Annotated in this window: 13 protein-coding genes; 5 read left to right on the top strand and 8 right to left on the bottom strand. The window is 70.4% G+C overall.

Annotated elements, in window-relative coordinates; genetic code table 11:
• Together smpB and dapA are read right to left on the bottom strand one after the other, a co-directional pair.
• Positions 1-314: SsrA-binding protein SmpB (smpB, locus tag ASD25_RS25420; RefSeq protein ID WP_200943723.1), on the bottom strand; the 314-nt coding region annotated here is incomplete at its 3' end.
• Between the two features lie 20 nt (positions 315-334).
• A complete protein-coding gene (dapA, locus tag ASD25_RS25415; protein WP_055830443.1) occupies positions 335-1,219 on the bottom strand; it encodes a 4-hydroxy-tetrahydrodipicolinate synthase in 885 nt (294 codons plus the stop codon).
• Between the two features lie 256 nt (positions 1,220-1,475).
• Between dapA and ASD25_RS25410 the strand changes: the two genes are divergently transcribed.
• Positions 1,476-3,563 carry a lytic transglycosylase domain-containing protein gene (locus ASD25_RS25410; RefSeq protein ID WP_235561752.1) on the top strand — a complete coding sequence of 696 codons (2,088 nt, stop codon included), beginning with the start codon at positions 1,476-1,478 and terminating at the stop codon, positions 3,561-3,563.
• On the opposite strand, the gene ASD25_RS25405 is transcribed toward ASD25_RS25410, so the two are convergent.
• From ASD25_RS25405 to ASD25_RS25390, 4 genes are read right to left on the bottom strand one after another with little or no spacing between them, the layout of a single operon-like run.
• Positions 3,548-4,312, bottom strand: coding sequence for an ABC transporter ATP-binding protein (locus tag ASD25_RS25405; RefSeq protein WP_055830702.1), 765 nt, complete (start codon positions 4,310-4,312; stop codon positions 3,548-3,550). The genes ASD25_RS25410 and ASD25_RS25405 overlap by 16 nt on opposite strands.
• On the bottom strand, positions 4,309-5,295 hold the full coding sequence (locus ASD25_RS25400; RefSeq protein WP_055830438.1) for an iron ABC transporter permease: 987 nt from the start codon (positions 5,293-5,295) through the stop codon (positions 4,309-4,311). The genes ASD25_RS25405 and ASD25_RS25400 overlap by 4 nt, the downstream gene beginning before the upstream one ends.
• Complete coding sequence (locus ASD25_RS25395; protein WP_055830436.1) at positions 5,292-6,086, bottom strand: ABC transporter substrate-binding protein; 795 nt, start codon at positions 6,084-6,086, stop codon at positions 5,292-5,294. Before ASD25_RS25395 ends, ASD25_RS25400 begins: the two co-directional genes overlap by 4 nt.
• Positions 6,083-6,703, bottom strand: coding sequence for a TetR/AcrR family transcriptional regulator (locus ASD25_RS25390; RefSeq protein WP_327019543.1), 621 nt, complete (start codon positions 6,701-6,703; stop codon positions 6,083-6,085). Before ASD25_RS25390 ends, ASD25_RS25395 begins: the two co-directional genes overlap by 4 nt.
• A gap of 188 nt (positions 6,704-6,891) precedes the next feature.
• On the opposite strand from ASD25_RS25390, the gene ASD25_RS25385 reads away from it, so the two are divergent.
• The 4 genes from ASD25_RS25385 (at position 6,892) to ASD25_RS25370 (ending at position 11,223) form a co-directional block, all read left to right on the top strand.
• Complete coding sequence (locus tag ASD25_RS25385) at positions 6,892-8,304, top strand: glycosyltransferase family 2 protein (RefSeq protein WP_082560107.1); 1,413 nt, start codon at positions 6,892-6,894, stop codon at positions 8,302-8,304.
• The gene (locus ASD25_RS25380) at positions 8,276-9,166 is read left to right on the top strand and encodes a class I SAM-dependent methyltransferase (protein WP_055830432.1); all 891 of its coding nucleotides are present in this window, start codon (positions 8,276-8,278) and stop codon (positions 9,164-9,166) included. Before ASD25_RS25385 ends, ASD25_RS25380 begins: the two co-directional genes overlap by 29 nt.
• Positions 9,163-9,960: an RNA methyltransferase gene (locus ASD25_RS25375; RefSeq protein WP_055830700.1), complete on the top strand. Its 798-nt coding sequence runs from the start codon at positions 9,163-9,165 to the stop codon at positions 9,958-9,960. The genes ASD25_RS25380 and ASD25_RS25375 overlap by 4 nt, the downstream gene beginning before the upstream one ends.
• A gap of 90 nt (positions 9,961-10,050) precedes the next feature.
• Complete coding sequence (locus ASD25_RS25370) at positions 10,051-11,223, top strand: S41 family peptidase (RefSeq protein WP_055830430.1); 1,173 nt, start codon at positions 10,051-10,053, stop codon at positions 11,221-11,223.
• Here the strand turns inward: ASD25_RS25370 and ASD25_RS25365 are convergent.
• Positions 11,220-11,576 (bottom strand): GFA family protein, encoded by a 357-nt coding sequence (locus ASD25_RS25365; protein ID WP_055830428.1) that lies wholly within the window; start codon positions 11,574-11,576, stop codon positions 11,220-11,222. The two genes, ASD25_RS25370 and ASD25_RS25365, sit on opposite strands and share 4 nt — an antisense overlap.
• On the bottom strand, positions 11,576-13,759 hold a 2,184-nt coding region (dnaE, locus tag ASD25_RS25360; protein ID WP_156389474.1), incomplete at its 5' end, for a DNA polymerase III subunit alpha. The genes ASD25_RS25365 and dnaE, both read right to left, overlap by 1 nt.

The raw sequence follows: 13,759 nt of genomic DNA, 5'->3' as shown, positions 1-13,759 counted from the left end.
AGCTTGACCGGGATGATGGTCTGGCCGTCGCGCTGGACCGCGCCGATCAGCTTGTCGATCTGCTTGCGGTGCAGCAGCAGCTTCCGGTGCCGCCGCGGCTCGTGGTTGAAGCGGTTGGCCTGTTTGTAGGGCGGGATGTCGGCGTTCACGAGCACGATCTCGCGTCCCTCCACGGCCGCATAGCTCTCGGCGATATTGGCCCGGCCGTCGCGCAGGGCCTTGATCTCCGTGCCGAGCAGCATGATGCCGGCCTCGATGTAGTCCTCAAGGAAATAGTCGAATTTCGCTCGCCGGTTCTCGGCGATGATCTTCATTTTCGGCGCAGTGGAGGCCATCAGCCCAGACCCGCATCCGCCATGGCGCGGTCGATGGCCGGCTTCACCGCGTTTGAAGTCGGGGCCAGCGGGAGCCGCACTTCCTCGCCGCACAGCTGGAGCCGCGACAGGGCGTATTTCGTCGGCGACGGCGAATTGTCGAGGAACAGGGCCTTGTGCAGGCCGATCAGCCGGTCCTGCCAGTCGCGGGCCGTGGCGTAGTCGCCGGCCGCCGCCGCCTCATGGAGGGCGACCATGGCCTCGGGCGCGACATTGGACGTCACCGAGATCACTCCGACGCCGCCCTGGGCGTGATAGCCGAGGTAGCTGGGGTCGTCGCCGGAGATCAGGTCGAACTGGCGGGCGATATTGGCGCGCATCCAGCTGACCCGGGCCAGGTCGCCGGTGGCGTCCTTGATGCCGACGATGTTCGGATGCGCCGCCAGCCGGGCGACGGTGTCGTTGGCCAGGTCGACGCCCGTCCGTCCGGGCACGTTGTACAGCAGTACCGGCAGCTGGACCGCCTCGGCGACGGCCTCGAAATGCCGCGCCAATCCCTCCTGCGAGGGGCGGTTGTAATAGGGGGTGACGATCAGGGCTCCGTCGGCGCCGACGGTCTTGGCGTGGCGTGCCAGTTCGATGGCCTTGTCCGTCGCCGAGGACCCGGCCCCGGCGATGACGCGGATACGGCCCGCCGCGACCTGCACGCACAGTTCGACCACGCGCTTGTGCTCGTCGAGGTGCAGCGAGGCGCTCTCGCCGGTCGTGCCCATGGGTACGACGCCGTGAACCCCGGCTGATATCTGGCGTTCCAGCAGCCCTGTGAAGGCGGCTTCGTCCACCTTTCCGTCACGAAGTGGTGTGATCAGGGCGGTGATCACGCCCTTGAACAAGGGGGCGGTCATTGAGAGAGATGGCATTGAGAGAGATGGTCCNTATCCATGTGAACGCCGGAAATGCTGAAGCCGGGTGAAGGCGGCTTCGTCCACCTTTCCGTCACGAAGTGGTGTGATCAGGGCGGTGATCACGCCCTTGAACAAGGGGGCGGTCATTGAGAGAGATGGTCCTGCGTGGAAATGGCGACGTTCGCCGCGACAAGCGCWGGAGGGTAGGTTGCCGGTCGCCCGACCGCAACCGCGACGCATGGAGTTCGGACACGCAATGATCGCTGCCAGCCTCGCGGCCGCCCTCGCCCTTCTCGCCCCCGCGCCGGAAAGCCTGCTGCCGCAGGAGACGCCCTACAGCGCCGGCGCGTCAGGTCCCGTCAGCAACCAGCCGCGTCTGCTGAACGACCAGGATACGGCGCTCTTCCGCCAGGGCCTGGCCGCCGCCCGGAACCGCGACGTCATGGGCGCCCGCAACGCCGCCGCCCAGATCGGCGACCCGACGGCGCGCAAACTGGTCGAATGGGCTCTGCTGGACACCTCGGCCGAGCAGCTGCCGTACAGTGATCTGGCCGTGGCCCAGACCAGCTTCGATGGCTGGCCGCGCGCGGAGAGCCGGCGTATCGCCGCCGAACGCGCGCTTGACCTTTCCTATGCCGGGCCGGACGCCGCCACGGCCCTGTTCTCGTCCGCCCCGCCCCTGACCGTCCAGGGGGCCATAGCCCTGACGGACGCCCTGGAACAGCGCGGACGCCGGGACGAGGCGCGCGCCCTGATCACCGACTGGTGGCGCACCCGATCCTTCGATGACGCCGCCCAGACCCGCATCCTGAACCGCTGGGGCGGCTGGCTGACCCAGGCCGACCACGAGGCGCGGCTGAACATGCTGCTGCTGGGTCCGCACGGCCCGGCGACGCGCGCCATGGTGTCGCGCGTGTCGCCAGAGCGCCAGGCCGTCGCCGAAGCCGCCATGGCGTTGCGCACCGCCTACAGCCCCGACGCCGTGGTCGCCGGCCTCAGCCCGTCTCAGGCGATGGATCCGGCCGTGGTGCTTGAGCGGGTCCGCATCCTGCGGTCGCAGAGCCGCCAGTCGGAAGGCTTCGCGCTTCTGCGCGCCCTTCCCGCCGCGCCGTCGCACTCCGAGGGCCAGAACACCCTGTGGAGCGAGCGCCGCAACTATTTCCTCGACGCCCTGCAGCAGCGCAACTGGCAGGCGGCCTATGACGCGATGGCCGGTCACGGCTTCCCCTCGGGAGACCGCAAGGTGGACGCCGAATTCTTCGCCGGCTGGGTGGCGCTGGTGAAGCTGAACGATCCGGCCCGCGCCACGACCCATTTCGAAACCCTGCGCCAGTCGTCCTCGACCCCGATCACCCAGGGCCGCGCCCTCTACTGGCTGGGCCGCGCCGCCGAGGCGCAGGGGGCCACGCCCGCCGCCGTCCAGTATTACCAGGCCGGTTCCCGGCACATCCAGACCTTCTACGGCCAGCTGGCCGCCGAGAAGGCCGGGATGACGACCCTGACCCTGCCTTCGGACCCTGTCCCGTCCCGGGCCGAGATCGCGGCCTTCGAGGCCAATGAGGTCGTGCGCGCCGTGCGCATCCTCGGCGAGACGGGCGAAACCAGCCTGTTCCGGGTCTTCGCCTATCAACTGGACGACGACCTGCCGGGCGCATCCGACCTGGCCCTGCTGATGGATCTGTCGCGCAACTACGGCGAAGGCTTCACCGCCATGATGGTCGGCCGCGCCGCCAGCCAGCGCGGCTTCCTGATGCCGGAGCGCCAGTATCCGGTTCGCCTCGCGCCCCCGGTCGCCGGGGCGGCGCCGCTGGAGTTCACTCTCGCCATCACGCGTCAGGAATCGAGCTTCGACCCCCGCGCCCGCTCCAGCGCCGATGCGCGCGGCATGATGCAGTTTCTGCCGTCGACGGGCGCGGCCGTGGCCCGGCAGCTGGGTCTGCCGTTCTCGCAGGACCGGCTGTGGGATCCGGACTTCAACATGACGCTGGGCAGCTATCACCTCGGCGACCTGACCCGGGATTTCGGCGGGTCGATGCTGCTGACGACGGTCGGCTACAACGCCGGGCCGGCGCGGCCGCCGCAATGGATCGCCCGGTGCGGCGACCCGCGGGCGGGCAGCGTCGACCCCGTGGACTTCATCGAGTGCGCGCCCTTCACCGAGACCCGCAACTACATGATGCGAGTCATGGAAAACATGCAGGTTTATCGCGCAAGGCTGAACGGCGGCTCGGCCCCGTTGAGGCTGTCGGAAGACCTGAGACGCGGCGCGCCCGCGGGGCCCGCTCCTTACACCGCCTATGCGCCCGAGACGGATGCGACCGCGACGCCCTATCCGGCCGACTGACGCCGGCCGGCCGCCAGCAACGGGCCGTCCGGTCCGGTCATCCATCGGGCCGACAGGCCGAACACACGCGCCATGACCTCGGCTGACAAGGCCTCCATCGGGCCGGCGTCGGCGACGACCCCTGCCTGATCCAGCACCACGATCCGGTCGGCGAACCGCGCCGCCAAGGTCAGGTCGTGCAGGCTGACCAGGACCGCCTGCCCGCCCCGGGCGCGCGCCTGAAGCCGCTCCAGCACCATCAGCTGGGCGTCGGGGTCCAGTCCGGCGGTCGGTTCATCGACGAGCAGGCCCCGCGCGCCGGTCGCCAGGGCCCGCGCCAGCAGCACCCGGGCGCGCTCGCCGCCCGACATGTCGGCCACGCCGCGCTCGGCCAGATCTCCGGCCTCGACCTCCTCCAGGGCAGACCGCGCGCGCGCCCGGGCGTCCGTCGCCTGCAGGAAGGGAGCGCCCAGGGCGGCGACCTCGACTGCCGGCAGGTTCCAGGCGATGCGGCGCTCCTGCGGCAGATAGGCGACCCGTTGCGCCCGGAGCCCGGGCGACAGGGCGGCCACATCCTCGCCGTCAAGCAGGGCGCGGCCGCCCGTCAGGGGCAACAGTCCGGCCAGCGCCCGAATGGCGCTCGACTTGCCGGCGCCGTTCGGTCCGACCACGGCGACCAGTTCCCCGGCTCCGACGGTCATATCAACGGCGTCCACCACGACACGGCCACCCAGCGACGCCGTCGCTCCGATCAGAGCCAGCGCCGTCACAGCCGCCACTCCCGCGCCGCCCGCCATGCGATCATGGCGAACAGGGGCGCGCCGACGAGGGCGGTGAACACGCCCAGCTTCAGCTCCTGATCGGTCGGGGTCATCCGCGCGAGAAGGTCGGCGACCACGAGCATCAACCCGCCCGCGAGGGCCGAGGGCGCCAGCAGCCGTCCCGGATCACCGCGCACCACGCTGCGCACCAGATGCGGCGCCGCCAGTCCGACGAAGCCGATCACGCCCGCCACGGCGACGGCCGCCCCGGTCGCGAGCGCCGCGGCCAGAAGCGCGAGCAGCCGCAAACGCGCCATGGGCAGGCCCGACGTCCGCGCCGTCTCCTCGCCCAGGCTCAGCATCCGCAGTCCCGGCGCGGCCAGGCCCGCGAGGACCGCCGAAACCAGCACCGCCGGCGTGACCCAGGCCACGTCGACCCAGCTGCGGTTCTGCACCGAGCCGAGCAGCCAGCTCATCACCTCCGCGGTGGCGATGGGCGACGGCGACAGGTTGAAGATCAGGGCCGTGGCGGCGCCGGCGAAGCTGGACAGGGCCACACCGAACAGGATCAGGGCTTCAGGAGACCGGACCCGCGCCGAAAACAGGACCAGCAGCCCACCCGCCAGTCCGGCGCCGGTCAGGGCCGACACCTCGACCGCGCCCGGAATCGCCGCCGCCCCCAGCACGATCGCGCCGGCCGCCCCAAGCGCCGCCATCGCCGACACCCCCAGCACGCCGGGATCGGCCAGCGGGTTTCTGAGCAGGCCCTGCATGACGGCGCCCGCCAGCCCCAGGGCCGCGCCGACCATCAGAGCCGTGACAACCCGCGGCGCCCGGACCTGCCACAGGACTTCCCCCGGCGCGGACGCCGGATCGGCGAAGGCCTGGGCCCACTGTCGACCGTCGAAGACGCTTTCACCCAGCAGCACGCCGGCGACCACCCCCGCCAGGATCAACAGGACCAGTCCGGTGATCAGACGCGACGGCCTCATGCTCCGGCCTTCAGCATGGCCGCGGCGTCGGCCGCGAACCAGCCGGGACAGGTCAGGGTCGCCGCCGGCAGGCGCGCGGCCACCCGCCCCCGCGCGATCCGGCGCAGAACGGGATGGCGGCCCGCGCCGCGCCAGTCCATGCGGGCCTGGTCGAAGAAGCCGAGAACGAACCGCGCAGGGGGAAACAGGACGATCCGCTCGATGCTGACGGGCGCGAACGAGGCGGCCTCCGTCGCATTGACGAAGCCCGCGGCCGTCAGGATGGCGTCGATCAACGTCCCCGGCCCGGCTGTGAACCCGCCCGCCGTCAGATAGAGGGCCCGGGGCCGAACCGCGCCCCGCACTGGAGCGGCGGCGAGCGTGCGGTCCATGCCCGCGATCACGGCCTCGCCCCGCGCCACGGCGTCCAGACCCCGCGCCACCGTCCGGACATCGGCGCGTACGCCCTCGAAATCCGTCGCATCCTCGATGGTCAGAACACGAACGCCGTCCGCCGCGAGCCGCGCCAGGAGACGCGGTTCGCCGCCCCAGTAGCGGACCACCACATCGGGCTGGAAGGCGATGGCCGCCTCCAGGGTGGGCCGGACGCGCGGATGTTCTGCCGCGGCGGCGCGCATCCATGCATCCGGATCGTCCGCGCGGGGCGACAGGGCCATCTCGGCCCCGGGCGCGAGAGCGAGAACATACTGATCCGCGCACTGATCCAGCGACATGACCCGCAATGGACGCGCCTCCGCCACGACCGGCGCGATCAGGATCGCGGCGGCCAGAACCACGGCGCGGCGCGTCATGGCTTCAGCAGTCCCGCCAGCAACCCGTCGATCAGGGTGGTGACCAGGGTTTCGCGGTCGACCCAGTCAAAATACGGCTTGGTGATCATCAGGGAGACCACCCCATGACCGCCGGCCCACAGGGCCTGGGCCGCCGTGCGCGCGTCGCCGCGCAGCAGGCCCGCCGCCTCGACATCCTCGACCGTCTTCTCGAACGACCGGAACAGCTCGTGCCCCAGTTCCCGCGCGGCGGACTGGGCGCCCTCGCGCAGCTCAATGGGGCGGGTCATATAGGCCAGGCGATAGGCGTTGGGATTCCCGAACCCGAAATCCACATAGGCCCGCAGCATCAACCGCAGACGCGCCTCGGGCCCGACCGGCTGATTGATCAACGCCTCGTTGGTTTCAAGCAGGGCCGCGAACGCCTGGCTGCAGATCTCGTGGAGGATCTCGCTCTTCTCGGAAAAATGCATGTAGAGCGCCGTCGACGACAGGCCGACCTCGTCCGCGATCTTGCGGATCGTCGCGCCCTCGTAACCGTGCTCTACGAAGATCCGTTCGGCGGCCGCGAGTATTTCCGCGCGGCGCGCATGGCCCTCGCCTTTCGGCTTTCTCTGCGAGCGGGGATTGAGGGTCACGGCGGTCAAAACGCGCACTCCGAGCGGCGGTCCCTTGAATAGCGGCATTCCCGGGCATCCGCCAACCGCTTGCCGTGCGCGAATCACTGGGATAACCATGCGTTGTGGAGAGGGCTGGGATAAGCAATCTTGAGGATCGCCGGCGCGGCGCCGGGCGATATGGGCCGCCCCTCGGGCAGAGCGCGGCCATGCGCGGCCTGACGCCCGGGCAGCTCGCCGTCATGGCGGTGCTGATCCTCCCGGCGGGATCGTTGGCCTGGCTCCGCCCGGACGTGTTCGGGCATGGGATTGTTGTCGCCGGAGCATGGGGGTTCCTGGCCGTGGCGGTCTGGCGCACCGGCCTGATCCTGTTCAGCGCGGTCCGCGCCTCTCCCGCGCCCGAGCCGCCGGTCTGGCCCCGTTACACCGTGCTGGCGGCGCTGCATGACGAGGCCGAGGTCGTTCCGCAGCTGATCGGCCGCCTCTCGCGCATCGACTACCCCGCCGACCGGCTACAGGGCCTGCTGGTGCTTGAAGCCCACGATCACGAAACCATCGCCGCCGCCCTGGCGACACCACGGCCCGACTGGCTGGACGTGTTGGTGATCCCGCCTGGCAAGCCGCAGACCAAGCCCCGCGCGCTGAACTGCGCCCTCGCCCGGGCCACGGGCGATCTGCTGACGGTCTATGACGCCGAAGACGAGCCGGACCCGCTTCAGCTTCGCGAGGCCGCCAGCCGGTTCGCGGCGGACACGACCGGCCGGCTGGCCTGCCTGCAGGCTCCGCTGCGCATCCGCCGCCGGGGACCGGCGGACGGCTCGCCCTTCCTCGATCGCCAGTTCGCCGCCGAATACGCCAGCCTGTTCGAGACCACCCTGCCCGGCATCGCGCGCCTCGGCCTGCCGTTTCCTCTCGGCGGGACCAGCAATCATTTCCGCACCGATGTGCTCAGCGCGGTCGAGGGCTGGGACGCATGGAATGTGACCGAGGACGCCGATCTCGGCTTCCGGCTGTGGAGCCGGGGCTGGGGGCTGGGCGTCATCTCGCGCCCGACCTGGGAGACGCCGCCCGGCGGCCTCGACAACTGGCTGCCGCAGAGAACCCGATGGCTGAAGGGCTATATGCAGACCTGGGGCGTGCATACGCGCCAGCCCTGGCGGCTGGGCTGGCGGGGCGGGGCCGCCCTCGTCCTGACCGTGGGCGCGGGCCTGGTCTCGGCGGCCCTGCACGGACTTTCGCTTGCGTGGGTGGCCGCGACGGTACTCGTTTCCCTGATGGCGGGCCTGCCTCCCGAGACGCCCGCCCTGGCGGTGAGCGTGCTGGTGCTGGGAGCAGCTTCGGCCTGGCTGTCCTGCGCCATCGGAGCCCGTCGCGCGGGCGTGCCCTATGGCCCCCGCGACATGATCGCGGCCCCGGCCTACTGGGCCCTGCTCAGCCTCGCCTTCGCGCATGCGGCGTGGCGTCTGGTGCGCGATCCCTTCGCCTGGGACAAGACACGTCACCGTCGCGACGCGCCGGCCTCTGCCGAGGAAGCGGCCGGCGAAACGCAGGATGCGCTGGACGGGACGGCGTCTCTCCGCCTATCAGCCCTCCATGCCCCCGCGCCTGAACCCGTCGCCTGAGACCCTGGTCACCCGCGCCTGGGCCGACTACGCCCTGCTGGACAGCGGCGGCGGCCGAAAGCTGGAACGCTATGGCCGGTTCACCGTCGTGCGCCCCGAACCCCAGTGCTTCTGGTCGCCCCGCGATCCTTCCGCCTTCGACGCCGCCGACGCCGTCTTCGATCCGACCGACGAGGACGAGAGCGGGCGCTGGCGTTTCGCCGGCGCCTCCCTGGACACCTTCCCCCTGGCCTGGCGCGATGTGCGCTTCACCAGCCGGTTCACGCCGTTCCGCCATCTGGCTTTCTTTCCCGAGCAGGCCGCGAACTGGGAGTGGCTGGACGGTCGCATCCGGCGACTGCGCAAGCCCCGCATCCTCAATCTGTTCGGATACACCGGGGTGGCCAGCCTGGCCTGCGCCGCCGCGGGAGCCGAGGTCACCCATGTCGACGCCTCGAAAAAGTCGGTGGCCTGGGCGCGCGAGAACGCCGAACTGTCGGGCATGACCGACCGGCCGATCCGCTGGATCGTCGAGGACGCGCGCAAATACGCGGCCCGCGAGGTTCGGCGCGGGGTGAAATACGACGGCATCATCCTCGATCCGCCGAAGTACGGACGGGGGCCGACGGGCGAGGTCTGGCGGCTGTTCGAAGACCTGCCGGGACTGCTGAAGGACTGCGCCGCCCTGCTGTCGGACGAGGCCTCCTTCCTGCTGCTGAACGCCTATGCGGCGCGCATCTCGGGCCTGTCGCTTTCGCACCTGATGGCCGAGGCGACGGCGGACCGGGGCGGGGTCATCGACTGGGGCGAACTGGCCCTGGCCGAGGACGGAGCGGACGGCCGGGCCATCGGCCTCAGCTTCTTCGCGCGGTGGTCGGCGTGACCGATCGCCTGATCACCTCCCTGACCAATGACACGGTCAAGGCCGTGCGCGCCCTGCACATGCGCAAGGAGCGCGAGGCGACCGGCCGCTTTCTGGCCGAGGGGCTGAAATTCATCGGCGAGGCGCTGGACCAGAACCGCGCGCCGCGCCTGCTGCTGGTCGGCGAGGACGCCCGGCCGCATCCGATCCTCGACCGCGCCCGCGAGGCCACGCGCGGGGCGGGCGGCGAGGTCGTGATCGTCACCCACGCCATCCTCGAAAAGATCAGCCGCCGCGACAATCCCCAGACCGTGCTGGGGGTGTTCGATCAATTCTACACGCCCTTGTCCGCCATCCAGCCGAAATCGGCTCCGGCGTGGGTGGCGTTGGAGCAGGTGCGCGACCCCGGAAATCTGGGCACCATCATCCGCACCGCGGATTCCGCCGGTTGCGGCGGGGTGATCCTGATCGGCGACTGCGTCGACCCCTGGTCCGTCGAGGCCGTGCGGGCGACCATGGGCTCGGTCTTCGCCGTGGCCATCGTCCGCGCCAGCCCGGCCGAGTTTCTCGCCTGGCGCCAGTCCTGGCCCGGCAGCGTCATCGGCACCCGGCTGGATGCGACCCATGGCTATCGCGACGCCTCGATCCAGCACCCCGCCCTGATCCTGATGGGCAACGAGCAGGCCGGGCTGACCGACGCCCTCGCCGTCGCCTGCGACGTCAACGTCAAGATCCCCATGCGCGGCCGCGCCGACAGTCTGAACCTGGCCGTGGCGACGGGGATCATGGTCTATGCCGTAACCGACGCGGCCTGAGGCAATGACCTTCGCGGCATGACGCGGGATTCACTTGCAGCCGGCCCCAGGCCGCGCGAGCCTCGACCACCCTGTCGCCGAGACCCGTTGATGCGAACCGTCCTGTCCCTGCTGCTCGCCTTCGTCTGCGCCCTCCCCGGTCATGCTTCGGCGCAGGCGGAACCCGACGCCGCGGCCTGGCGACAGGACGCCCTGTCCGTCGAGCCGCTGATCAACAGCCGGTACGCCTATCTCGACCGCTTTCCGGGCGGGGTCATGCCGACGAGCCCGGTTCTCCGCGCCGAGGCCGAGGCGGTGGCGGACCGGAGCGCCCTGCTCCGCTACGCCGAACACGCGGTGGCCGCCCTCGCCGACCACCATGCCATCACCGGCGGATCCTTCGCCGACAGCTGGGGCCTCGTACCCAGCTATGCCGATCTGTGGATCGAGCCCGAGGGCGAGGCGTGGCGCATCACCGCCGTCCGCGAGGGCTCGTCCGCGGCGCTCGCCGGCGTGCGTCAGGGCGATGCGCTGACGGCGGTTGGAGACCTTCCGACCGGTCAGGCGGTCGCCGCCTTCTGGTCGGAACCGGGACTTCCGGCGGAGGGCGAGCGGGCCGGCTACGCCGCGCGGGTGCTCGCCGCGGGCCGGCGCGACCGGCCGCGCGATCTGACCATCCGCGGCCGCGACGGCGTCGAACGCCGGCTGAGCCTGCCCAACCTCTACGCGGTCCGTCGGGCCGATCAGCCCCCCGTCACCGTGCGCGAAAGCGGCGACGACCGGGTCATCCGCTTTAACGACTCGCTCGGCGACAGCGGGACGATCGCCGCCTTTGACGCCGCCATGGCCAACGCCCGCGCGGGACAGCGGGTCGTGCTGGACCTGACCGACACGGCCAGCGGGGGAAACACCGTGGTCGCCCGCGCGATCATGGGCTGGTTCGTCGATGGGCCGACCGCCTATCAGATCCACAACCTGCCGGCCGAAGAGCGGGAGACGGGCATTCCCCGCCAATGGATCGAACAGGTCCTGCCGCGCCCGGGCAAACGCCACCGGGGGCCGGTTTCGGTCCGTGTCGGCCGCTGGACCGGAAGCATGGGCGAGGGGCTGGCGATCGGCATGGACGCCCTGGGCGCCGAGGTTTCGGGCGGTCCGATGGCGGGCCTCCTGGGCGCCGTGTACGACCATCGGCTGGCGAATTCGGGGCTGGTGATCAAGCTGCCGACCGAGCGGCTCTACGCCATCGACGGAACGCCGCGGGAGGCCTTCGTTCCGCGTCCCTAGAAGCTGCGCCCGTCGACCCGCTGCGCCGTCCAGCTGAAGGGTTCGATGTCAGTCAGGGTGCGGACGTTGATCGCCACCATGGGGAGGCCGCCGGGGCCTTCGCCGCGCGCGAAGGTCTGGACGCCGCAGGTTTCGCAGAACCGGTGGCCGATCTTGTGGCTGTTGAAGCGGTATTCCGTCTGCGGGCCGGCCCTGGTTTCGCGGAAGGCGTCCGGCGAGACGAAGGCGAGGACGAAGCCCTTGCGGTAGCAGTGCGAGCAGTTGCACTCGATCAGCCCGTCGACGCTCATATCGACCTCATAGGCCACCGCGCCGCAGTGGCAGGACCCCTCATGGGTCTTGACCTCAGTCATCACGCATCCTCCAGCAGCACCACCCCCGGCGCCGATTTCAACGCCCCGCGCAGGGCCCCGTCCAGCCGGTAGCGGCCGGGCAGTTTCAGTTCGACCTCGCGGCGGCCGTCCAGCGAGGCGACCAGGGACACCTCGCCGCCCTTGCCCGGGGATTTCGCCTTCTCGAGCCGTGTCCGCAAGGCTTCGGCGTCGGCCGTTTTCGCCGAGACGTGGATGCGCAGCCCCATGGCGCCGTCGTCCAGCAGCGTGTCGAGCCGCGAGGCGTCGTCGCCGAAGAAGCGCACCTCGCCGTCGGCCGACTTGGCGCGGACCTTGACCATGATCGAGGCCCCGACTTCCAGCACCTCGCGGCATTTGCGCAGCTGTTCGGGCGGGAACAGGCATTCGAACTCGCCCGTCGGATCGGAGAAGGTGACGAAGGCGAATTTCTCGCCCGACTTGGCGCTGGCCCGCTCCTGACGGCGGCGCACGACGCCGGCCATCAGGAAGGCTTCGTGGCCGCTTTCGGCCAGGGCCGTGGCCTCGGCGACGAAGGTGACGCGCTTGCGCTTCAGCGCCGGCGCCATGTCCTCCAGCGGGTGGCCGGACAGGTAGAAGCCGACGGCGGCCAGCTCTTGATCCAGCTTCTCGGGCCCGACCCAGGGCTCGACCGGCTTCAGGCGCGGGCGGGCGGCGCCGGCCTGGTCGCCGCCGAACAGGGAGACCTGGGACGAGGCGCGCTCGGCGGCCACGCTCTGGCAATAGGCCATCAGGGTGTCGGCCTGTTCGAACAGCTGGCGGCGGTTGGAGTGGAAGCTGTCGAAGGCGCCGGCGCGGGCCAGGTTCTCCAGCGCCCGTTTGTTGACGCTGCGCGGGTCGACGCGTTCGAGGAAGTCGAAGATGTCGGTGAACCGCCCGCCGGTCTCGCGCACCTCGACCAGATGCTTCATGGCCTCGAGGCCGACGTTGCGGATCGCGCCCAAGGCGTACAGCACGGCCCCCACGCCATTGTCGTACGCGACGTCGAAATCGGCCGAGGAGCGGTTCACGTCGGGGGAATTGACCGGCACGTCGAAGCGGCGGCAATCCTGATAGAAGACAGCGAGTTTGTCGGTATTGCTGAGATCGAGCGACATGGACGCGGCCATGAATTCGACCGGGTGCGTCGCCTTCAGCCAGCCGGTCTGGAAGCTGATCAGGGCGTAGGCCGCGGCGTGCGACTTGTTGAAGCCATAGCCGGCGAACTTGGCCACCAAGTCGAAGATGCCGCCGGACTGTTCCTCGGAAACGCCCTTCTCCGATGCGCCGGCGATGAAGCGGGCGCGCTGGAAGTCCATCTCCTCCTTCTTCTTCTTGCCCATGGCGCGGCGAAGAAGGTCGGCTTCGCCAAGGCTGTAGCCGGCCAGGACCTGGGCGATCTTCATCACCTGCTCCTGGTAGATGATGACGCCGTAGGTCTCGGTCAGAACCTCGGTCAGGGAGGGGTGCAGATAGTCCACCTGCTGCCGGCCGAATTTCCGGTCGATATAGGTGTCGATCATCTCCATCGGCCCGGGCCGGTAGAGGGAGATCAGGGCGGTGATCTCCTCGATCGAACCGCAGCGCATCTTGCGCAGGGTGTCGCGCATGCCCTGGGATTCCAGCTGGAACACCCCGACGGTCTGGCCCGAGGCCATCAGCTCATAGGTCTTGGGATCGTCCAGCGGCAGGCCGTTCCAGTCGGGCGCGGCGCCGCGCCGTTCCAGATACTGGCGCGCGCGGTCCAGCACGGTCAGGGTCTTGAGGCCGAGGAAGTCGAACTTCACCAGACCGGCGGCCTCGACCCATTTCATGTTGAACTGGCTGGCCGGGATGGTCGAGCGCGGATCCTGGTACAGCGGCGCCAGTTCGATCAGGGGGCGGTCGCCGATGACGATGCCGGCGGCATGGGTCGAGGCGTTGCGGTACAGCCCCTCAAGCTCCAGCGCCGTCTCCAGCAGGGTCGCCACGGCCCTGTCGTTGTCGCGCGCCTCGCGCAGGCGCGGCTCGATCTCGATGGCCTGGGCGAGGGTCACGGGGTTGGCGGGGTTGGCCGGCACCATCTTGGCCAGACGGTCGACCTGGCCCAGCGGCATCTGCAGCACCCGGCCGACGTCGCGCAGCACGGCCCGGGCCTGCAGCGTGCGCGCCTGAAGCGTGCCGAAGGTGATGATCTGGGCCACCCG

The sequence above is a fragment of the Brevundimonas sp. Root1423 genome (assembly GCF_001426805.1).
This window is presented reverse-complemented; position numbering and strand designations above follow the sequence as displayed.

What these genes read in the sequence shown, in the direction of transcription:
- dapA (WP_055830443.1), bottom strand. Translation starts at nt 1,219, where the DNA reads ATGACCGCCCCCTTGTTCAAGGGCGTGATCACCGCCCTGATCACACCA.
- ASD25_RS25410 (WP_235561752.1), top strand. Translation starts at nt 1,476, where the DNA reads ATGATCGCTGCCAGCCTCGCGGCCGCCCTCGCCCTTCTCGCCCCCGCG.
- ASD25_RS25400 (WP_055830438.1), bottom strand. Translation starts at nt 5,295, where the DNA reads ATGAGGCCGTCGCGTCTGATCACCGGACTGGTCCTGTTGATCCTGGCG.
- ASD25_RS25395 (WP_055830436.1), bottom strand. Translation starts at nt 6,086, where the DNA reads ATGACGCGCCGCGCCGTGGTTCTGGCCGCCGCGATCCTGATCGCGCCG.
- ASD25_RS25385 (WP_082560107.1), top strand. Translation starts at nt 6,892, where the DNA reads ATGCGCGGCCTGACGCCCGGGCAGCTCGCCGTCATGGCGGTGCTGATC.
- ASD25_RS25380 (WP_055830432.1), top strand. Translation starts at nt 8,276, where the DNA reads ATGCCCCCGCGCCTGAACCCGTCGCCTGAGACCCTGGTCACCCGCGCC.
- ASD25_RS25370 (WP_055830430.1), top strand. Translation starts at nt 10,051, where the DNA reads ATGCGAACCGTCCTGTCCCTGCTGCTCGCCTTCGTCTGCGCCCTCCCC.
- ASD25_RS25365 (WP_055830428.1), bottom strand. Translation starts at nt 11,576, where the DNA reads ATGACTGAGGTCAAGACCCATGAGGGGTCCTGCCACTGCGGCGCGGTG.